The organism is Burkholderia sp. NLJ2 (genome assembly GCF_049487195.1).
In the GTDB taxonomy this organism is placed as follows: Bacteria; Pseudomonadota; Gammaproteobacteria; order Burkholderiales; family Burkholderiaceae; genus Burkholderia; species Burkholderia pyrrocinia.
In genome coordinates this window covers 1,300,148-1,321,200 of sequence record NZ_CP137808.1, presented here as the reverse complement: position 1 = coordinate 1,321,200, position 21,053 = coordinate 1,300,148, and the positions used below count along the sequence as shown (strand labels likewise).

At 66.1% G+C, this 21,053-nt stretch carries 12 protein-coding genes; 2 read left to right on the top strand and 10 right to left on the bottom strand.

The annotated features are described in order from the left end of the window. Positions 1-491: 491 nt before the first annotated feature. Positions 492-1,625 (top strand): histidine kinase, encoded by a 1,134-nt coding sequence (locus R9B84_RS06100; protein ID WP_423759967.1) that lies wholly within the window; start codon positions 492-494, stop codon positions 1,623-1,625. A 39-nt stretch (positions 1,626-1,664) separates the two neighbouring features. On the opposite strand, the gene R9B84_RS06095 is transcribed toward R9B84_RS06100, so the two are convergent. Continuing rightward, positions 1,665-2,450 carry a response regulator gene (locus R9B84_RS06095; RefSeq protein ID WP_423759588.1) on the bottom strand — a complete coding sequence of 262 codons (786 nt, stop codon included), beginning with the start codon at positions 2,448-2,450 and terminating at the stop codon, positions 1,665-1,667. A gap of 552 nt (positions 2,451-3,002) precedes the next feature. Here R9B84_RS06095 and R9B84_RS06090 point away from each other — a divergent pair. Further along, on the top strand, positions 3,003-3,632 hold the full coding sequence (locus tag R9B84_RS06090) for a lytic transglycosylase domain-containing protein (protein ID WP_423759966.1): 630 nt from the start codon (positions 3,003-3,005) through the stop codon (positions 3,630-3,632). 251 nt (positions 3,633-3,883) lie between these two features. On the opposite strand, the gene R9B84_RS06085 is transcribed toward R9B84_RS06090, so the two are convergent. The 9 genes from R9B84_RS06085 to R9B84_RS06045 all read right to left on the bottom strand — a co-directional run bounded on the left by R9B84_RS06085 (position 3,884) and on the right by R9B84_RS06045 (position 21,050). Beyond that, complete coding sequence (locus R9B84_RS06085; protein WP_423759587.1) at positions 3,884-4,393, bottom strand: DUF1269 domain-containing protein; 510 nt, start codon at positions 4,391-4,393, stop codon at positions 3,884-3,886. Positions 4,394-4,527: 134 nt separating this feature from the next. Further along, positions 4,528-5,751, bottom strand: a complete 1,224-nt coding sequence (ccsB, locus tag R9B84_RS06080; RefSeq protein ID WP_423759586.1) for a c-type cytochrome biogenesis protein CcsB — start codon at positions 5,749-5,751, stop codon at positions 4,528-4,530. Positions 5,752-5,903: 152 nt separating this feature from the next. Beyond that, entirely contained in the window at positions 5,904-6,764 is an 861-nt protein-coding gene (locus R9B84_RS06075; protein WP_423759585.1) for a c-type cytochrome, read from the bottom strand. Positions 6,765-6,920: 156 nt separating this feature from the next. Next, positions 6,921-8,306: a cytochrome C gene (locus R9B84_RS06070; RefSeq protein WP_423759584.1), complete on the bottom strand. Its 1,386-nt coding sequence runs from the start codon at positions 8,304-8,306 to the stop codon at positions 6,921-6,923. A 156-nt stretch (positions 8,307-8,462) separates the two neighbouring features. Next, the gene (locus R9B84_RS06065; protein WP_423759583.1) at positions 8,463-10,163 is read right to left on the bottom strand and encodes a c-type cytochrome; all 1,701 of its coding nucleotides are present in this window, start codon (positions 10,161-10,163) and stop codon (positions 8,463-8,465) included. Next, entirely contained in the window at positions 10,160-10,999 is an 840-nt protein-coding gene (locus R9B84_RS06060) for a hypothetical protein (protein ID WP_423759582.1), read from the bottom strand. The genes R9B84_RS06065 and R9B84_RS06060 overlap by 4 nt, the downstream gene beginning before the upstream one ends. A 5-nt stretch (positions 11,000-11,004) precedes the next feature. Beyond that, complete coding sequence (locus R9B84_RS06055; RefSeq protein WP_423759581.1) at positions 11,005-11,844, bottom strand: outer membrane lipoprotein-sorting protein; 840 nt, start codon at positions 11,842-11,844, stop codon at positions 11,005-11,007. A 63-nt stretch (positions 11,845-11,907) separates the two neighbouring features. After that, positions 11,908-12,411 carry a hypothetical protein gene (locus R9B84_RS06050; RefSeq protein WP_423759580.1) on the bottom strand — a complete coding sequence of 168 codons (504 nt, stop codon included), beginning with the start codon at positions 12,409-12,411 and terminating at the stop codon, positions 11,908-11,910. After that, positions 12,408-21,050, bottom strand: a complete 8,643-nt coding sequence (locus tag R9B84_RS06045) for an Ig-like domain-containing protein (RefSeq protein WP_423759579.1) — start codon at positions 21,048-21,050, stop codon at positions 12,408-12,410. The genes R9B84_RS06050 and R9B84_RS06045 overlap by 4 nt, the downstream gene beginning before the upstream one ends. Positions 21,051-21,053 lie beyond the last annotated feature (3 nt).

Genomic DNA, 21,053 nt, shown 5'->3' with positions numbered 1-21,053 from the left:
ATGGCAGCGCCCGGCATCGCATTGTCGTCGGCGCTCGCGGCAGCATCCGGCATCGCCGGCATCGCATTTTCACCGACACTCGCGGCGGAATGTTCGCCAACGTGCTCGCTGACGTTCTCGCTCGCGCCCTCGGCGACGCTATCGACGGGCGCGCACCACGCTGCGGTCGCGGCGATCGTGACACCCGCCACCACGAATGCCCCCATCGTCGATCTGGCAATCCGTTTCATACCGACCTCCCCTGACGATAAACAAGACAATGGCCGTTTCCGTGCCTCGTCAGCGCAGTGTCTTGAATTCGGTCCCGAGCGTCATGGGATGACGCCCCCCAAAGGCCGGTAGGGTATGTCCGCTTGCTGGAATACCCGCCGGCGACTGCCGGGATATCCCTACGCTCCCGCGCGCATTCCCCTTGTTGCGACTTGCGTCGGACGCGTCCTAGAATGGCAGAAACCTTACGATTTCCTGAAACCTGCGCATCGGGAGCTCTCATGATTGAACGCCAGCCCGCCAGGCCACAAATCAGGCTGCTCGATCTGATCGATGCGATGCGCAAGCTTCGCGGTGCGGTGCGCGCGGACGATCGCGGCGCCGGCATCGTCACCGATGCACGCGGCGCCGCCCTTGCCGTTCTCACGGCCGACGGAACCTTCGTCTCTGCGAATCACAGCGCCGCGGCGCTGTTCGGCTATTCGAGCGCCGAGCTCGTCGGCAAGCATCTGTTCGACATGGCGCTCGACGATGCCCACGCCGAATTGGCAGACGAATTATCCAGAGGCGCCACCCTTCCCTGTCATTCGTTCACCACGATGCTCAGCGGTCGAACCGGCCATCCCGCGCAGTTCATGGTGCACCAGCAGGCGCTTCCCGCCACGCCAACCAGCGAGCGCCTGTTGCTGACGCTGTTCGAGGAACCGCCGGCCCTCGAGCCCGAGCCGCTCGATGCAGCCGCGGAGCACTACGCGGGCACGCCTGCCCGCCACGCCTATCTGCTGATGGGCCAGCAGAAGGAGCGCTACCGGCTTGCCGCGGAATTGCACGATGGGCTCGGTCAGGCGTTGACGCTCATCAAGCTGATGAATGAAGACGCGCTGATGCGCATTCGTCGCGGCGAAATCGACGAGGCGGCGAATCTGCTCGATTCGACGGTGCTCCGGATCCGCGAAACGATCGGCGAAGTACGGCAGATATGCGGTGAATTGCGGCCGCCGATGCTCGACAAGCTCGGCCTGTCGGCGGCCCTCGCTTCGCTGTGCCGGCGCATCGAGCGGGACGTGAACAAGCTGATGGTCGAGTTCAATTGCGATGTCGACGACGACGACATACCCGACCATCTGAAGGCGGACATGTTCAGGGTCGCGCAGGAGGCGCTCAACAACATCGTCAAGCATGCGGAGGCCACCGAGATCGTACTCGGCTTGCGCCACGACGCCGACGGCCTGCTGCTGACGATTCGCGACAACGGCATCGGCTACGAGCATCGCACGCTGACGACGGAAGACGCGCACACGGACGGGCTCGGCCTGATCGGCATGCAGCACCGCGTCGAGTCGCACGGCGGCACGTTCTCGATCCAGTCGTCGGCCGCCACGGGCACGCTCATCTCGGCGAGCTGGGCCTGCTGACGCGGGCGATCGCGGTCGGTCACGCAGTCAAGCCCGCGGTTAGTCCTTCACGCCGCCGAGCGGATAATCGTTCAGTCTCGCATGCGCGCCGGCATCTTCCGGGGCCCCGACGTCGTCGATCGAGTGAGTCGGCACGTCGTCCGCCTCCGGCTCCGCGCACTTCGCCGCGAGCGTGGTCAACAAACCCATGCTCATCGCGACCAGCACCAGTTCCGTCAGGTTCGCGAGATGGAGCTTGTGCATCATGCTCGCCCGATACTTCTCGATCGTCTTCGGGCTCAGATTCAGGTATTGGCCGACCTGTCGGTTGGTGCGCCCTTCGGCAATCAGCTTCAGCACGCTACGCTCGCGCGCGGTGAGGATGTCCCAGGCCTTTCTCGGCGCAGGCATTTCGCGGCCGGTCACGAACGAGTCGACCATGTAGCCGTACACGTCCGCGCTCAGATGCTTCTTCCCCTGCCTGACCATGCGCATCGCGAGCAGCAATTCGTCGAACGAAACGTCCTTGAGCACGTAACCGTCGACCCCCGCCCGCAGCGCCTCCCGCACATACTCCTCGCTCTGGTGAACCGTGAGCGCGATGATCCGGACCGTCGGCGTGCGCCGCTTGATCGTTGCGCTCGCATCGATGCCGTTCATCCCGCGCATCGACAGATCCATCAGGATCAGATCGGGAGCCAGCGCCAATGCCTGATGACACGCCTCCTTGCCGTCCCGTGCCTCGCCGACGACGTCATAGTCGCCTTGCGCGCACAGCATCGACCGCAGGCCATTTCTCAGCAGGTCATGGTCCTCTGCAATTACAACGCGACATTTGGTATTCACGACGATCCCCCGTTCCTCCATTCCTGCGCGGCGTGTCGCACCGACACATCCTGCGTAGTTCCGGAAACGCTCGCTGCGTGGTTTCCCCTGCCCGGATTGATGATCGAATTTCGCGGCAACCGACAGCCATGCGTGTCGCTACAGCAAGGATCGCGCCATCGCGCCACCAGCCTGCGGCGGCGGCGATCCGGATTCCGCCTGTCCGCGGCGCACCCACGCCGCCCTCCGGAAATGTTTCAGAACTGTATCGATTTCACGTTTTTCAGCGCGTCAGTGTGAATACCGATGGCGGGAATGTCACTCGCGTTTCAACATGGATGAAAACATTCCCGCCGCGACTACGCCAAATCGAGAAGAAACCAACGGCGCGTAGTAAGGATTGTTAATCTTCTCCGGTTACTGCCCATTACCCGCCGTTACGGGAGTAACAACTTTGCACCGTTTTTTGCGGCCGCCGTTTTGGTCGCCGTTTTGGCCTCGAAGTGTAGGGAGGTGCCCCATTGCCGGTCCGATTTCCCGTCGCCGACAATCCAGGTGCAGGAGACCTGGAAGATGCACCGCCGACCTTTATCCGGATTGGGAATCGCGATCGCTGCCGCATGCGTGGCACTCGGCTCGACGTGGACATGCGCCGCGAACGCGCAAATTTTCGGCACGGTCACCAGCAATGGCGCAATCGTCCTCACCAACGAACCCGGCACGGCCGGCCTGAAGGTGATCGTCGCGAGCACCGCGCCCGCCCCACCCGACATCAAGCGCGCCGCCTCGAAGCTGGCCGGCGGCGCGCTGTCCTCGTTCGCCGACGTGATCGAGGAAGCGAGCCGCGCGTTTCGCGTGCCACCCGAACTGTTGCGCGCGGTGATCGACGTCGAATCGGGATACAACCCGAAGGCGGTCTCGGACAAGGGCGCGCAAGGGCTCATGCAGTTGATGCCCGACACCGCGCGGCGTTTTTCGAGCGGAGACATGTTCAATCCGCGCGACAACGTGCTGGCCGGCGCGCGCTATCTGCGCTTCCTGCTCGACATGTTCAAGGACAACGTCGAACTCACGCTGGCCGCCTACAATGCCGGAGAAAATGCCGTGATTCGCGCCGGCTATCGCATTCCGTCGTCACCGCAAACGCGCGTGTATGTCCCGCGCGTGCTCGCGCGCTACAAGCGGCTCCTCGATTCGAGTTGATGTGTTCGGCTGATGTGTCCGGCTGATGTGTCCGGCTGATGTGTCCGGCTGATGTGTCCGGCTGATGTGTCCGGCTGATGTGCCCTGCTGATGTGCCCTGCTGATGTGCCCTGCTGATGTGCCCTGCTGATGTGCCCGGCAATCCGCGCCGCGGCGCCGCAGTCCGTGCAGCGCAGACGAACGTGTGGCCGGATATCGCGCTGCCGCGATGCCCGGCAACATGTGCCGACCCACGCCGGCCGGCCGACGGTTCAGGGAAAGGCGGGAACGGTCGGATCTTCGCCTTCGAGGTGCGCGTCCGCGTGGTGAAGCGTGATCAGGTGCTCGATCTCGTGGACCCGGTCCTTCGGAACGTCGAGGATCATCAGCAGCTCGCCGCGCTCGATGCCTTCCTCGAAACGCCTCAGGCGTGTACTCGGCACGTTGACGCCGATCATCGACGCCGCCCAGGCACCGAAGCCGGCGCCGGACAACGTGATCGTCACGAACGCGCCACCGGCGATCGGCAAGCCCGCGGGCGGGAACACCAGCGCGATCAGCCCCAGCAGCGCCCCGGTCGCGCAACCGACCATCGTGCCGCGCGCAAGCGACGGCAGCAAGTCGCTGCGCTGCGTCAGCGTGGCCTCCTGCAAACCATCGTGCACGACGCTGTGATTCGCGATGAAATGAATATGCCGCCACTCGATATGCAGCAACAGCAACTCGTCGACGATCGACAGCGCACTTTGCGGCGTCGGCAACAGAAAATAAATGCGTCTCATGGCGACTCCCCCATCTCACGTCAGGCATGCATCGGCCCCGCTGATGACATTCTTGTTCGGCGCGCACCCCGCTTGAAGTCGGAATGCCCACCGAAACACATGGGTAGAAAGCGGTAGGACATCATGCGTGCACATCAAAGTTTCCCGTAGCTGTGCAGCCCGGACAGGAACATGTTGACGCCGAGGAACGCGAACGTCGTCACGAGCAGGCCCGTGAGTGCCCACCAGGCGGCAACCGCGCCGCGCAGGCCCTTCATCATCCGCATGTGCAGCCACGCCGCGTAGTTCAGCCACACGATCAGCGCCCAGGTTTCCTTCGGGTCCCAGCTCCAGTAGCCGCCCCATGCCTCGGCTGCCCACAGCGCGCCGAGGATCGTCGCGATCGTGAAGAACGCGAAACCCACCGCGATCGACTTGTACATCACGTCGTCGAGCACCTCGAGCGTCGGCAGGCGATCGGCGAGCACGCCGCGCTCCTTCATCAGGTACGCGACCGACACCATCGCCGACAGCGCGAAGCTGCCGTAGCCGATGAAGTTCGCCGGCACGTGGATCTTCATCCACCAGCTCTGCAGCGCAGGCACGAGCGGCTGGATCTGCTGCGCATCGCGCGCGACCGAGTACCACATCAGGAAGCCGACCGCCGCGCTGATGACCAGCAGCACGAACGCGCCGAGCGAGCGCGTGCCGTAGTGGCCTTCGTAATACAGATAGAGCAGCGCGGTGATCAGGCTGAACAGGACGAACACCTCATAGAGGTTCGACACGGGGATATGCCCGACGTCGGCGCCGATCAGGTAGGACTCGTACCAGCGCACCATCAGCCCCGTGAAGCCCATCAGCACGGCGACCCACGTGAGCTTCTGGCCGATCGCGGCGCCGGTTTCCGAGCGCGCGAGCAAGCCGATCCAGTAGAAGCTCGTCGCGAGCACGAACAGCGCGCTCATCCACAGGATCGCCGACTGGCTCGACAGGAAGTACTTGAGGAAAAACGTCGCATCGGCGCGCGCGAGATCGCCCTGGTAGATCTGGATCGACAGCAGCGACAGCACGGCGATCGACGCCATCATCAGCCGGGCCGGTTTCCAGCGCCAGCCGAGCGTGACGAGCGCCGGCACGGTGCCGATCATCACCGCCTTGTCGTAGTCATCCATGTGCGCGTTGTAGTACACGAGCGCATAGCCCGCGCCCACCACGAGCGCCAGTGCGAACAGCCAGTCGATCAACGACAGGCGCGCGAGGAACGGACGATCGTCGCCCGGCTCGCACGCACGAACCGCGGCGGACGCGCGTTGTCGCCGATACGTCAGCCTGGCGACCGGCACCGCACCGTCGCGAGAGGATTGCATCGCTTTCATGGTAGTCACCGGACTGGAACCGCGCAGGGTTGGAAGAAAAAGAGGCGCCCCGCCCCGGGGAAGACGAGACACCTAAATGATCACTGCCGGCGCCGGTCGCCTGCCCGCCGCGCGGCACGTGCCGCATGCGATGCCGATTCGGCGGCGCTTGCTCATTGTTCGGCCGGCGGGCTCGCCGATGTACCGGTTTCCGGCGAGTTCGTCGGTGCACCGGCCTCCGGCGGGTTCATCGATGCACCGGTTTCCGCGGGGCTCGGCGACGCACCGACTTCCGGCGGGTTCAACGGTACGCCCACTTCCGGCGGGTTCACCGATACGCCCGCTTCCGGCGAGCTCGCCGGTACACCGGCTGCCGGAGGGTTCGCCGGTACGCCGGCTTCCGCCGGAAATGCCTCGACATAGGCCGCGACGGCGCGCATGTCCTGCTCCGTCATGTTCGCGCAAACCGACTTCATGATCGCGCCGCGTGGCCGTGTCTCGGTTTCCCGGAAAATCGTGAGCTGCTTCACCACGTAGTCCGCATGCTGACCGGCGAGACGGGGGAACCGGCTCATGCCCTCGCCATGCTGGCCATGACACCCGATACAGGCCGCAACGCCCTTGTCCGGCAGGCCCCCCACGAAAATCGCCTTGCCCGCGTCGAGCAGCATGCGATCGCCGGCTTCGCCCGGCTCCGCCGCCTGGCCTGAAAAATACGTGGCAAGCTCGTCGATCTGCCTGTCGGTCAGATGCGTGAAGCCCCACATGTACCGCTTCGCGTTCGGATCGGCACGCGCGTGGCTTTTGAAGTCGGTCAACTGATCGACGAGGTACTCCTTGCGCTGTCCGGCCAGCTTCGGAAACATCGGCGACACCGACACGCCGGTCGCGCCATGGCAGTTCGAGCACACCTGCAGCGCGATGGTCTTGCCCGGCACCGCCGGGTCGTCGACCTGCCGCGACCGCTCCAGGTCGTGGCAACCCGCCCCGGCCAGCACCATCGCGAGCGAGACGATATGGGCCACCTTGTTCATGTCAGACACCTCCTTGCCGCAACTTCCTTCGTCTGCCGAACCGATTCCGTTCGACAGGGATACGTGCCCGCATCGCGACGCGATGCGAGATGCGCGACACCCGCTCGCCGCGCGTGCTTCGGTCGGTCCGGTGTGCGGGAAACGCCGGACGGGATGTCAGAACGATGCGACCCATAGATAGAGAAACAACGTGTCGTTGTCCCTCGCATTGCGCCCCAGGCCGTCGTAGTTGGTCGCCGCGCCGAGGAACCGCGTGAAATGCGTGTACTGCAGGCCGACACGCACGTACTGGATCGGTATCCAGAAGATTTCCGGCGTCCAGCCCTGCGTGTTCGGATGGAAATTCGCGCTGCCCGCATACAGCGTGCTGTCCGGCGTGCCGGTCGTATTGAAGAACGACAGGCTCACGCCGTACTTGTTCTGGTAGATGTACGACGCCTTGAGCCGCAGCGAGTTGAGATTCGCCGACGGGCTGTCTCCCAGCACGAAGTTGTTCGGGTCGTGGATGTTCTCGCGCACGTAGCGCGCCTGCGCGGTAATCGTGTGCGGCTCCAGCAGGTACTGGTACTGCGCGTCGAAACCGTAGTCGCGATAACGCGTGACACCCGTGCCGAAGATCGGGAAATTGTTCGGGTCGTTCGGATAGATGTCGACGCTCAGCCCGAACGCGCCGACCATCAGGCTATGCGGGCCCCATTCGCGCGTCAGCGCGATGCGTGCATACGGGTTGTAGCCGCGCAGATAAACCTGCGGGTGGTCCGGATTCCCCGGCTTGTTCCCGTGACTCAGGAACGACCAGATGCCGTCGGCCGTACTGTAGGCGGTCAGCTCGGCATACACCGTCTTGTTCCAGTACACGTACCCGCCCACGCCGACGACCTGCATCGCGAGGCTTCCTTCGAGCACCGGCAGCGCCGGAATGCTGGCGGCCGGGCTGATCGTGGACGCAATGTACGGATAGCCCCAGGCCGGCGCGGTGTTGAAGACGTCCTGCACGGTCGGATTGTTGTGCACCGTCACGCCGAGGATCAGGTCGTTCGCGCTGGAGATGATCCGGTCGACGAAGCGGAAGTCGGTGTTGTCCGACGACCAGTGGCCTTTCCATTTGCCGCTATCGTCCTGATGATCGTAGTTCGTATAGGTGAACTGAGCGAATCCGCCGATCTTGTCGGTGATCTTCCCGGCAAGGAACACGCTCGCGAAATCGAAGATCGGCAGCGCGTTCTTCGGATTGATCTTGTTGCCGCTGGAGTCGGTGTTGCCGCGCGTCGTGCTCAGGTCGCCGATGGCCATCGCGGCGATCGGAATCGTGCGCTCGCCGAACGTATAGCCGTTCAGCTTGAACATGCGTCCGTACGGCGTGAGCTCCGGAAACTGTCCGCCGGCGTGACACGCGACGCAGCTCTGCCCGGTCTGGCGCGCGAAGATCGGCAGCGCCCGCGCGGCAGGCACCTGCAGCAACGCGAGCATCGCGAGCATCGCCATCCAGCCGCAATGCCTCCAGCGAGGACGCGCGCGATGGCCGATCAGGAACGTTGTCATGGCTGTTTCCCCCCATGCCGTGTGTCGCCACGTTCCGACGCGACATGCGCACGTCGGACGATGTCTTCATTGTGCGGAGTGCTCACGAAAACCGACATGGGGCGACTCCCTCTTTACGCGGTCTGATCCCTACTCCATCTCGACGCGCGCGGCCGCTCAGGGGACGATCCAACCCCCGTCGGCGGAGAGCTTCAGGCGATCCGGCCCGGCGAAGCGGACGATATAGCCGCCCTTCGACGCGAAGCGCTGCCCGGGCGCGAGCGTCAGGCGCGGGTAGTAGCCGGTCAGGATGCGGCGCTCGAGCATGTCCTGGATGCGCTCGACGAGATACTCGCGCACGAACGCATCGACCAGATGGCTGAGCGTCTCGGCGAGCAGGCCGCATGCGAGATACGTGTCCGCCTGCACCTGCGGCGCGACCATCGGAATCTGCCGGATCGAGAACCAGCCGAACGCATAGTCGACGCGCACGCGCCGCCCTTCGGGCAGGTCGAACGGATACGCGATGCGCGTCACGCCGCGCCAGCTCGTCGGCAGCGGCGTATTGTCGAGCCCGCCGAGCAACCCAGACATGAACACCGTGTCCGACGCGGGCGGCACATGCGCGAGCGCCGCGAGGTCCGGCGGCCGCAGCCACAGCACGAGCACGTCGTCGCGCGGCAGCCGGCGCAATGCGCGCGCGACGCTGTCGCCGGATCCAAGCGCGCGATTCGACACGGCGATGCCGTGCGCCTTCAGCGCGGCGGCCAGCGCGCGTGCGCCGCGCTCGCCGTTGTCGCCGGTGCGATAGACCTGCCAGACCGTCTTCACCGCTTGCGGCGGCGGCCGCGCGCCGGCTTCGTCCAGGATGCGCTTCGCGATCAGGTCCGACTCGAGCAGCACGCCGCGCGAGAAGTACACGGAATAGAAATCGTGGTCGGTTTCGACCGGCACCTCGACGTTCGGAAACAGGCAGGGCACGGCCTCCGCCTCGCAGAAGTCGTGGACCGGCGCCCAGTTCCTGCCGCCGAGCCCCGACACCACGGCCAGCACCGGCTGCCGGGCGAGAAACTGCGTCAATTGCGCACGCCACGTGTCCGGCGGGCCCTTCAGTTCCCACACATGCAGTTCCCAGCGGCGATTGACCATGAACATCATTCTTCGCGTGGAACGCAGCGGCGGCGTCGTGCCGAACGGAAACGTGTTCTTGTCCGCGAAGTAGTGCTGCAGGACGTCGAGCATGCCCGCCCGCTTCACCGGATCCGCGTCCGGTGTGACGATCGTCGCGAAATGCAGCACCGTGTCCGTCACGCCCGACTGCGTGTGGCGATCGAGACGCTTCAGATAGCCGGTCAGCGCGGCCATGTCGGCATCGCCGAGCGCGTATTGCGGCATCAGCCTGCCGAGCGGCCTGCCTTCCGGGTCGACCCCGTCGCGCAAGGCGCGCGCGAGACGCTCTTCCGTGTACGGCTCGCGGTCGGTGCGCATGCCGGGCACGTACGGGATGTCGAGATCCTCGGCGGTCTGCTCGCGTGGATGCACCAGGTAGCGCCACGTGATCGGCGGGATGGTGTTGTTGCCCTCCTTCGAGCCCAGCCCGCTGCGCCGATGGCAATTGATGCAGGCGGCGGCGGCGCCTTGCAGGCGCACGCCGTCCTGATGCACGGCTTCGAGCGGTGCGCCCGAACCGAGGATGCCGCGCTGGAAGATCGCTTCTCCGGCGTCCGCCGGCACGACGGGCGCCGCGGCCTCGTCGCCGAGCGCGTGGCCCGCGCTTGCGCACAACGCGGCCAGCACCACCCACCGCGCCAGCCACCCGCGCGAGGCCGGCGGGCGCGCCGCCGCGAGGGCGCGCAGTCGCCCCCGGATGCCGTTCATGGCCGTGCCGTCGGCCGGCCCGCGCCCGGCGGGGTCGGCGGCGCCGGAGACACGCGCGCATCGATCGACGCCGGACGGCGTCCGCCCGGCGATGCGGGCCGGGCGAACAGCGCATCGTCGAGCGGCGGATTCAGCGACACCTTGTCGATGATCAGCGTGTCCTTGGTCGGCGAGGCCGCCGTTCCGCTCTCGATCCTGAGCGGGATCTGCAGGCCGTCGATGCGCTTGAAGTTGCCGTAGTTCACCTCCACCGTGAGCGGGCCGCTCGGCCCGCGCACCTGGCGGTCGGCCTTCACGTCCAGGAACGTCCGCCCGTCGATCCACACATGCCGCACCGCGCCGGACGGCAACTTCACCGCAAGGCGGTACGCATCGCGCCCGCCGATCGGATCGACGCCGTCCAGCGTCACGCCGATGCCCTTCGCATCGTGGTCGATCAGCGGACCGTCGATCACCTGCTCGTCGCGCGCGGACATCAATTCGCCCGGCGTATACGGCCGCAGGCCGGCGCTGCCGCTCGCGGCCTGCTTCCAGCCTTCGCGACCGTCGAACACGCGCACGGCCTTCTGGTTCATCACGGTGATCTCGAAGCGCGTCTTGTTCGGCCGCTTCATCGCGAGGACGAACGGCATGTCGCGCACGGGCGCGTTCGGGCTATCCACATGGCCCGACCAGACCATCGTCTGGACCTTGCGCCACGCGTCGAGCCCGCCTCTCGCCGCGATATTCTTCTCGACGATCTGGTCCACGCCGAGGCCCTGCCCCGGCAATTGCTCGCACCCGCACAAGGCCGCCATCGCGCAGCCCGCGAGCACCCACGATCCGATCCGTCCCATGGTTGTCACCTCGTCCGGATCTCGGCCGGGTGACTCGGCGCCTTCGCGAAGGTGAGCGGCGGCTTGCCGAACATCGCGTCGTCGGCCGTCTCGTTGAGCGCGACATGCTCGATCGTGATCCGGTGCGTCTCCTTGACGCCGCTCACGACAGTCTCGAGCGTGTGCGGCATGACGAGCCCGTTCTCCTTCCTGTAATCGCGATAGAAGACCGTGACGCCGTGCGTCTTGCCGTCCAGCACGCGCGGCTCGCCTTCGATCTTCAGTTCGAGAAAGCTCGACGCGTCGACCCACAGGCGCCGCGCCGCGCCATCCTTCGACGTCAGCTTCAGCACATACGCGCGATGCCCTTCCACCTGCTCCGTGCCAAGCGCCTGGATCGTGGTGCCCTTGTTCGCGTAGTCGATCAGCGGACCGTCGAGTTCGGCGGATGACGCGGCGGACTTGAGTTGCGCCGGCGTATACGGCTCGACATCGTTGCGGCCGAGATACGGCCTGACCAGCCAGCCCTGCGAGCCGTCGTACACCTGCAGCGCGGTCTGCTGCTCGAACTGGATTTCGAGCCGGCTCTTGTGCGGGCGCTTCAACGTCAGCGTGAACGGCAGCCTGACGTTCTTCTTGCCGCCCGCATCGAGCTGCCCCGTCATCCTGATCGACGACACCGCCCGCCACGCCTGCAGCCCGCCACGGGCCGCGATATTGCGCTCGGCGATCTGCGCCGCGTCCATATGCGACGCCGACGCCGCCTGCGCATTCCCCGCCGCCGAGGCCGCGGATGCGACCTGGCCGCAAGTCAAAAAGCCGGCAGCGCACGCCGCCGAAATCGACTTGAAAAGAAACCGGTTCATGACTGCTCTCCCCGCATGCAGGCCGCCTGTTGTCGATGCGCGGCGGCATGCGTATGGTTGTGATTACTCGACCACCAGCCCGTCGATATGCAGCGAATCGATCAGGATGCTGACCCGTTCGCCGCGCTTGATCGGCCCTCCCTTGTTGGAAAACACCATCCAGTATTCGTGTCCGGTCTCCAGCTGACCGGTCTGCCGCAGCGCGCCGATCTGGTCCATCACCGGAATCACGAGCAATGCGTGGCTCGTTTCGCCGTACAGATAGACCGTCGCTTTCGTGTCGCCGAGCAGCCGCGCCTTCTCCGGATCGGTCACGCGGTAGCTGAAGCGGATCAGGTTGCCCGACGCGGTGCTGCGCACGTGCAGGTCGTCGACACCCTTCCCCATCTGGTAATAGGCCTTCGCCTGCCGCGGCAGGCTCACCGGCAGATAAGGCGAGTGCCGGCGGGCCGCCGGCTCGGCCGCCGCATCCTGCCCGGCCGCGGCCGGCTGAGGCCGGACCGCGGCGAGGCAGGCGACGCCCGCGAGCAGCAGCATCGATGCCGCACGGAAGGCCGCCGGCTTCATTGCAGCGCTCCCGCGAGCGGCGTGGGTGCCGCCGGTGCCGGGAGCCGCACGGGCGGCAGCGCGCGCGTTTGCGCAGGCGTCTGCGCAGGCGTTTGCGTGCGGGCACGCGGCGTCTGGGCCGGAGCCTGCAGCAACACTCCCGACGGCGGACGCGCCAGCGCCGGAGACTGCGTCAACGCGCCGGCCGGCCGCGCCGGCGGAGCCAGCCGCAGTGCGCCTGCCTGCGGCCGCCGCAGCGCCGGGGCGCGGATCTGCGCCGGCAGCACGACGCCGTTGAGCAGGCCCGCGATCCCGCCGAGGCCAGGCGGAACTAGTGCGGCCAGGCCGGTCGGCTGGCTGCCCAGCGCCAGCGGGTCGATCGGCGCACCGCCGCCGAGCAGACCGCCGAGCAGGCCAGGCGCCACGTACTCGACTGCGCCGATGTCATAGCCGTTGGCTTGCGGCCGGCGCGTGCCGAAGATGTCGTGATTCGGCGCGCCGGCGCCCGTGGCCGCCCCGATCGCCGGCGACGTGCCCTTGATCGAGTAGTTGCCCATCATCACGTTGTAACCCGCACTGCCCGGCGTGAGCGCCTCGTTGAACAGCGACAGCGGCCCGTACGACATGTTGATCCACTGGTTGCCTTCATCGGGCGTGGCCGTCGGCATCAGGCCGAACAGCGGATTCGGCAACACCGCATCGGCAATCCCGGGCGGCACGGCAAAGCCGTTTCCGCCGGCTTCCGGCGGCACCCGCGAACCGTTGCAGTACTGGCTCACCGTCTGCGGATTCGCCGCGATGTTGGTCGCGCCGTAGCCCGCCGTGCTGGTCATGATCGAATGCCGCGGGTTCATGGTCAGCCCGGACTGGTGATTGGCCGGCCCGGTGTCGCCGTACGCGCCGATGTCCCAATAGAACGGCGGGGTCGTGCCGCCCGTCACGCAGAAGCCTGTCGACTGCCCCTTCTGGTTCAGGACCGGGTTCAGCGTGACCGCGTTCTGCACCCCGGGTATGTTCGGGTTCGGCTGCGAACTCACCGAGATGTAGAACGAGCGGTTTTGCCAGAACAGGTTGTTGGTCAGCACCGGGTTCGAGAACTTCGTGCAGCTCGGCTCATTCGGGGGACAGCGGACTTGCCCCCTGAAATTCGCGGGCGGGACGAACGCCGCCAACAGGTTCTGCGTATGGCCCGCCGTCTCCAGCCCGGCCGGTTGCTGCGTCGATGTCTCGATGAAGCTCGTGCACGTCGAGTCCGCGCTGTTCGGGCTGCTCGTGCATCCCGGCGGCGGCACGTTCGACTGCGACGCGGCCGGCGTATTGAAGAGCACGCCCGCCGACGCCGTCGCATCGTTCGCGATCACCGTGTTGTTGATGAAGTTCACGCGCACCGCATCCTGCAGCGACACGCCGCCGCCCGACCAGCCGGCCACGTTGTCCGCGATGATGTTGTTGATCACGCGCACCTGGTACCACCTGTTCGGGTTGCCGAGGCTGCGTTGCACGTCCGTGCCGTTGACGTTCTGCAGCCGCAGGCCGCCGCCCTTCCCGCTTTCCGCCGTATTGCCCATGATCAGGTTGCCGTCGATCACGAGATCCGGGCCGACGCCGTCGGACAGCTGCGGCGCGCAATCGACGTCGACGAGCGAGTTCTCGCAGAACGTGCCGTCGGGCGGCACGCCCTGTGCGATGATCCCGCCGCCATACGTCGGCAGCGTCGGGTTGTTGCTCTGGTTGAACAACACCACGTTGTGCGACAGGTCACCGTTGTAGCTGAACCCGAAGTGCGCGACGCCGCCGCCGTCACCGCTGCTCATGTTGCCGCAGACCCAGTTGTAGTTGAAGTGGTAGTAGTCGGCGCCCGTGCAGAGCGTCACGCCGCCGGCCGACGATGGCGTGGTCGAGTTGATTTCGTCGCCGTACGACGCGTTTCCTGTGACGGCGTTGTGGTGGACGTTGACGAACGTGTTGTACAGGAACGGCAACTGCGTCACGCCGTCCGCGGCGATGTTGCCGTCCGGCACCTCCACCTGGCCGACCGTGATGCCGCCCGACAGTGTGCCGGCATTGCCGGTCACGCGGTTGTTCGATACCTCCGTGTAATGGTTCCAGCCGTGCAGGAAGATCCCGCCGCCGCCTTGCGAGCTGTTGGTGACCGTGATCCCGTCGATGCGCGACGGGTTGCACAGGAAGTTGCTGTAGTTCGGGTTGTTCGGGTCCGTCGTGCAGTCGTGCTTCGTGAGCAGCGTGCAGACGCCGTTCGCGGTGCAGTTCGTGCTCGGCTGCACGCCCTTGGCCAGCACCGTGATGCCCGCGCCTTCATACGCGCCCATCAGCGACGGCTCGATCAGCAACTCGCCGAGATTGCCGTTTTGCGTACTGTCCCAACCGATCGTCGGCTCGAACGGGATCGGATCCACGTGCCCCTGCATCTGCGTCGAGCATTGATAGGTGCCCGACGGGTCGTACGGGTTGTTGGTCGGCGAGATCGGCTTCGTCGGGTCGTACGCGGCCGAAATCTGCCCGCCGTCCAGCGACGTACCGAACAGGCACGCGATCAGCCTGCGCCACGGATCGAGCTTGCCGGACGGATGCGTGTTCGCATTGACCGTCACCGATGCGGCACCGACGCCTTGCAGCCGCACCGGCTTCCACATCACCAGCATCTCGTTGTACGTGCCCGGGCCGACGACGATCATGTCGCCCGCGCTCGCATTGTTGATCGCGGTCTGGAGCGCATTGCTCGCGCCGTTCTCGCCGCTCACGTAGGTCGGCGCCTTGCCGCCGATCGTCACCGTGATCGCATCGATCGACCGCTTGCCGTTGCCGGCCGTGATCACGAGCTCGCCGCACTGTGTCGCGGGTGCGCCCATCTGCTGGATCGTGCAGGTCGACGGCACCGTCAGCGACGGGAGCGACGGAATGCTCAGGTTGGGCGCGAGAACGACGATCTTCGAGTCGCTCCACGACACGACCGTCGCGTTGACCCCCGCGATCGTGACCGTGCCGGAGCCCTGCGTGTTGCCGAAACCGTAGTGGCGCGTGATGAACTTCTGGTTGAACGGCGCCGTGCTCTGACTCGGTCCCGTATACGCGTGGTTCTGCACCTGCTGGTCGCCCAGCGCGTTGATCGTCAATGGCTTGCCGGGCGCGCTGACCCACGGGCCCGCACCGGCGCCGATCGCATCGCCGGTCACGCTCGAGATCGCCGGCGTCGCATCCGGATACGCGCAGTCGGGCTGGTTATAGCCGTCGGCGAAGGCCTGCACGGGCACCACCGGCGTATCCATGTACTGCGTCTGTCCGGGCATGAACGGAATCTCGTAACAGAACTGGCTGTATGCCGGGTTGTACAGCGGGTCAGTGATCATCTTGCCGGGGTGCTGCGGATCAGGGATCGGGCCCGGATCGTTCATGCACGTGACCATCATCGTCGGCGCATAACCGGTCGGGTTCGGGGGGTTCACTTCCCAGGTCGAGAACGTCAGTCCGTTGTAGATGCCCCATTGATCCGAGTAGGTGCGCGAGATTTCGTTGCCGGAGAAATCCTTGAACGAGACCGGCACGTTCGGCACCGCGAACTTTTCGCCGAACTGCGGCGAATACGGATCGAATTCCGACGAGAAGTCGTCGAGCATGAAACCCGTGTAGTGCGCGCTGACGTGCGTCGAGCTGAAGATCCAGAACTTCGCGAGCACCGATTCCTCGTCGGTGAGCATCACCTCCTTGCGATCGCACAGATGCCGGGAAGCGCCCGCGAACGGTGCGACTTCCTTCGAGCCCGGGAACAGGCTGATGTAGTCCGGCACGATGCGCAACTCGCCGACGCACGGCCAGAACCGCTCGACGCTGCCGGTATCGCCTTCGCCATGCGGCGTCGAACCGAGGTCCGTGGTCATGTTCTGCGGGTTGTTCTTGTTGTACGTCGAGTTCACCGCGGCCTGGTCGGGGAGGATGAAGATCGCGCCGATCCCGCCGAACTGCTGCGTCACCGGGGCGATGTAGTTGTCGCCGATCAGGATGTTCTTGTCTTCCTCCTTCACCAGTTCGTAGCCCGGCGGCACGATGATCTCGACCACGTACTTGCCGGCAGGCAGCATCGGCGTGCCGTCGACGGGGTTCTTCCCGACGCAGACCGTGCAGTTCGACGCGACCGGCTTGCCGTTCGCATCCGTCGCCGTCACGCTCGGGAACTTGTACATCCCGTCATACGGCGCCGGCTGGATCTGGTTGAACACGTGCATGCCGTCGTAGCACTTGTACTGCGCGTTCGCGGGCAGCTGGCGATGTTGCTGATCGAGCCAGTTGGTGCTGTTCTTCAGCGTGAAGTAGAACGGGTCGTTCGGATCCTGGCCCGGGCAGTTCATGTTCGGCGTCACGCCGTCCGCGCGGAAGCCCTGCGCCCAGTCGTCCCAGCTCGCCGTCTTGGTCGTATCGACCAGCGTCAGGTTGGTGGTGCCGTCCGTCGCCGTGCCCTCCTGGTACAGGTTCACCGTGACGTTCGGCACGTTGGGGGTCCACTTCGTGTGGATCAGCAGCATCGGATCGTCGAACGGCCGCGTCGACGCATAGATCACCTCGCCGCGTATCCCGCCGTTCTCGCCCTTCCCGAACGGCGTCTTGCCGTACTCGATGAACGAGTTCTGGCCGGAGAAACCCTGCCATGCCTCCGTGCCCGCCCAGGGCGGATCGACCCGCCCGGTCGAGCCGTTGCCGGTCGACGCGCAGTCCGCGTCCGCGCAATACCGGGCACCCGGCACGTGCAGGTTCGACGGCAGCGGCACGGTTTCGACCGTGTTCGCGAAGTTCGCGGCCACCGTCGAGTTCCCGCTGCCGGGCATGCCGGTGCCGTCCACCGGACCGCCCGCGTCATACACCACGTGCGTGCCGGTCGACTTGAAGCGCGTCAGGTCGTCGTCGACCACATACCAGTTGAACAGCGGGAAGATCTCGTTGAACGGCGCATAGCCGTTGGCGTCGGTCGAATTGAAGTTCGAGAAGCTGCCGTCGCGGAACCGCATGTTGACCGACGCCAGCGCGATGCCCGGGTCGTCCGGATGCGAGATGCCGTCGCCGTGCAGGTCGATGAAGGTCCGCGTATAGAGGTTCGTATGCCACTGCAGCACGGACAGGTCGCCGACGTCGACCGTCGTGCTCCCGTTGGCCGCGGGCAACTGGACCGCCTTGGCCAGCCCGTCGACGATCTGGTCGTTCCATTGATCGAACACGGTGATGCGTGTCGTGCCGCTCGGCAGGCCGCTGATCGTGAACCGGCCCTGGCTATCGCATTTCGTGAAGCCGTAATCCTCGCTGTCCGGATCGCCGACGCTCACATAGCATTGCGAGAACGCCAGCGAATCGCGCGACCCGCTGCTGTACAGGTTCTCGTTCGGCGGGCGGCTGTAGTGCAGGTTCGTCACGCGGCCCGTGAGCGTGTTCGGGCACGGACCGGTGTCGCATATCCCGGTCTTGGTCGCGTTGGTCCTGCGCGCGTTGATGATCTTCGGATTCGCGAAGCCGATCGACACGTGATAGCCGGCCGGCCCGAACTCCTGGAAGTACGCGGGGCCGCCGACCTTGATGAACGCGTCGTGCGCCTTCTGTCCGTCGAGCGTGTTGGTCTGCAGCCATTCCTCGCCGCGGCCGATCCGGTCGGCCGCCGGCGTCGCGATCACGCCGTAGCGGCCCGGCATCAGGTTGGCGATGATGGCCTGGCCGACGAGCGGCGACAGCGTCTTGCCGTCCGATTCGTATTTCGGGCAGGTCGGAATCATGCCGACCAGGCCGTCGGTCGCCGTCGAGATCGGGCACGCATTGAGCCCGGTGAGCGGGTCGACGGTGCCCTGCAGCGAATTCGACAGCGGCATGTTGAACATGTCGTAAGTCATCTGCCCGGTCGGGTCGCCGGTGCCGCCGGCATCGTCCCAGAGCTTGATCTCGAATCCGCCGAGCCCCGGCTCGCGCGAGGTGCCGAATCCGTCGGACCCGCCGCTGACATCCACTTCGCCGTTCAGCGGCGCATCGTCCTCGAACACGAACACCGACAGCTTCGCGGTCTGGTACGGCGTTTCCGTCAGCAGCACGTTGAGCTGCCCGGCCTGTCCGGCGGCGACCTGCCCCGCCTTCGCGGCCGCGATCTGCGCGGGCGAAATCGGCGCGCCGCCCATGCTGTGGCCGCACTTGCCGGTGCCCGGCGCGAAATCCGCGCCGCTCGGGCCCGACGGGCAGTCGAGCGCGATGCTGAATTGCCGCGTGGTGTTGGGCGGCACGCCGCCGCCGTTCGTGAACGTGTTGCCGGCATCGCCGGGCAGGATCGAGATGTAGTAATGCTTGGTCGGATCGAGCGCCACGTACTTCGGATCGACCGGCGCCTGTTGCGTGACACTCGGGCCGGTGCGGCACACGCCGTTGCCGACGTCGCACACGGTCGCCAGGTGCGTGTTGGAGACCGGGTCATACACCGTCTGCCCGGATTCGCATGCCACGGTGCCGACACAGCCCGCCGCCACCACCGGCATGTAGCTCGTGTGGAAGTTCGTGCCGAGACTCGGGACCGGCAGCGGCGGGCAGTTCGCCGGCCGCGCCGTCGCCGAATTCACCTGGCAGGCCGGATCGATCTGCATCGTGCGGTCTTCCTCGATGATCCAGCGATAGTCGGTGAGCTTGACCGCCTTGTTCGGCGCGGTCGCATCCGGCGCCATGCTCGGCCCATCCATCACGTTCACGACCAGCCCGCTGCCGGGATTGAAGGTCACGGTCACCGTCCCTGCATTCGCGCTCGTCTGTTTCTGCGTATTGGTGACCTTGTACTGGAACGTCATCGTCTGCGCGGCCGCGCCATTGCCGGCCAGCGGCGCCGTCGTCGGCACCGCGGTAAACGATCCGTCCGGATTCAGCGTCACGGTGCCGTTCGTCGCGCTCGACGCGACGATTTGCGCGGTGAGCGGCAAACCGGCCGGATCGCTCGCGCTGGCGAGCACGCCGGGCGCGCCGACCTGAATCTGCGACGCGATGTTGCTCGCGAAACTCGCATTGCCCGCCGTGGGGACGGACAGGCACTTGTTGCTCGTGGTGCAGGCGGTCAACGTCACCTTCGCCGTCACCGGCGGCGTGCCGTTGGTCGACTGATAGACGAAGCTGTCGTTCGTCGCGCTGCTCGATAAATAGGTGAACGTACCGTCCGTTTTCAGCGTGAGCGTGCCGCTCGCGGGTTGCGTCTGGACCTTCACGCCGTACACGCCGGAGTCGTTCGCGATCACACCCTTGGCCGGATCCGACACGGTGAGCGTCGTGCCCGGTACGAAGTAGTAGTTCGCGCCCGCGGCGGTCGGCGTTTCGCCGATGCCGGCGGTCGCCGACGGTTGGGCGTTGTTGACCGCGATGTAGCCTTGCATCCCGCCATCGCGCAGGTTGTTGGTCGACAGGCTCAACTCGCGGTCGTACACCGGCATCGCACCCGCGGCCGGCGCGTTCACCATCACGTCGTAGGTCTTGCCGGCCGCCATGAACACGGCGTTCTGGATGCGCGCGGCGCCGGGTATCACGTTGCCGTCCTCGGCGATCAGCGTGACGCCGGGAACGGACGGATTGCCCGTTTGCGCGCCGACCACGGCCGGAACGTGCATGCGCAGCCCGGCGTTCACCAGGCGCACGAGCACCTGCCCGGTCGACGCCGCCACGGTCGCGCTCGGCGCAAAGGCCGACGCGTTCGGGTTGGTGCGATCGAAGGCCACGCCGTTGATCAGGTAATAGCGCGGATCGTAGTTCACCACCGGCGGATAGCAGGTGCCGAACGTGATCGACTTCGAGTCGCCGCATCCGCCGGGCTGACCCGACCACGCGGCGGTTTCGCTGAAGCCCTTGGTCGCGACGGCCGCGGCGACCGCGGCATTCTGCACCGGGTCGATCTCGCCCATCACGAGCGGCACGTCGGCGTCATAGCAGGACACCGATCTCGGATAGGCCTGGTTCGTCGATGCACACGTCGAACTGGGGACGCTCGGGCTCTTCACCACCAGCACCCCGTAGAGGCCCATCGGCCCCTGGATCGACGGGTGCGTGCCCGACTCGAGCAGGTAGGTGCCGGGCTTGAGATTGGCCCAGGTGAGCGTCGTGTGCGATTTCGGATCGGTCGACGGCGCCACCTCGGTCCCGAACGACTGGACGCGCGGCCCTTGCGCGGGCGGCACGAACGATGCCATCGGCGCGGTCGAGGTCGCCGTGACGATCGGCCAGGTCGTGGCGGTCTGCGTCGGATGGGCCGGGCTCGGCATGGTCGTCGGCTTGTCGCCCAAGCCGCCGCCCAACTGGCCGACGATGACGAGCGAGGTCGGCACGGGCGCCGGCAGGTTGTTCGTCAGGTTGATCTGCAACTGCCCGGCCGGCACGGTGACCACCACCGGCGACCAGTTCGCGCCGGCGGCCGGATTCGCCGCCGCGCAGGTGGCATTCGCGGCCGGCACCGTCGCGACGGCGGCCGGCGTGCAGCTGTAGCCCCACATCGGCACGGACTGCCCGTCCGGCATCAACGCCGTGGACGCCTTCGCCGTCAGATTGACGACCGCTTGCGCGAAACATGCTTCGCCTGCCGTCAGCAACATGGATGCCGCGACCCCCACCTTGAACAGATCAAGGAGCGTCGCCGTGAGCTTGGTGGATCTCATCGC

Bases quoted from the DNA above. Each gene is read 5' to 3' on its own strand.
- R9B84_RS06075 (WP_423759585.1), bottom strand. From the start codon at position 6,764: ATGAACAAGGTGGCCCATATCGTCTCGCTCGCGATGGTGCTGGCCGGG.
- R9B84_RS06060 (WP_423759582.1), bottom strand. From the start codon at position 10,999: ATGGGACGGATCGGATCGTGGGTGCTCGCGGGCTGCGCGATGGCGGCC.
- R9B84_RS06085 (WP_423759587.1), bottom strand. From the start codon at position 4,393: ATGAGACGCATTTATTTTCTGTTGCCGACGCCGCAAAGTGCGCTGTCG.
- R9B84_RS06055 (WP_423759581.1), bottom strand. From the start codon at position 11,844: ATGAACCGGTTTCTTTTCAAGTCGATTTCGGCGGCGTGCGCTGCCGGC.
- R9B84_RS06100 (WP_423759967.1), top strand. From the start codon at position 492: ATGATTGAACGCCAGCCCGCCAGGCCACAAATCAGGCTGCTCGATCTG.
- ccsB (WP_423759586.1), bottom strand. From the start codon at position 5,751: ATGAAAGCGATGCAATCCTCTCGCGACGGTGCGGTGCCGGTCGCCAGG.
- R9B84_RS06090 (WP_423759966.1), top strand. From the start codon at position 3,003: ATGCACCGCCGACCTTTATCCGGATTGGGAATCGCGATCGCTGCCGCA.
- R9B84_RS06050 (WP_423759580.1), bottom strand. From the start codon at position 12,411: ATGAAGCCGGCGGCCTTCCGTGCGGCATCGATGCTGCTGCTCGCGGGC.
- R9B84_RS06065 (WP_423759583.1), bottom strand. From the start codon at position 10,163: ATGAACGGCATCCGGGGGCGACTGCGCGCCCTCGCGGCGGCGCGCCCG.
- R9B84_RS06070 (WP_423759584.1), bottom strand. From the start codon at position 8,306: ATGACAACGTTCCTGATCGGCCATCGCGCGCGTCCTCGCTGGAGGCAT.
- R9B84_RS06045 (WP_423759579.1), bottom strand. From the start codon at position 21,050: ATGAGATCCACCAAGCTCACGGCGACGCTCCTTGATCTGTTCAAGGTG.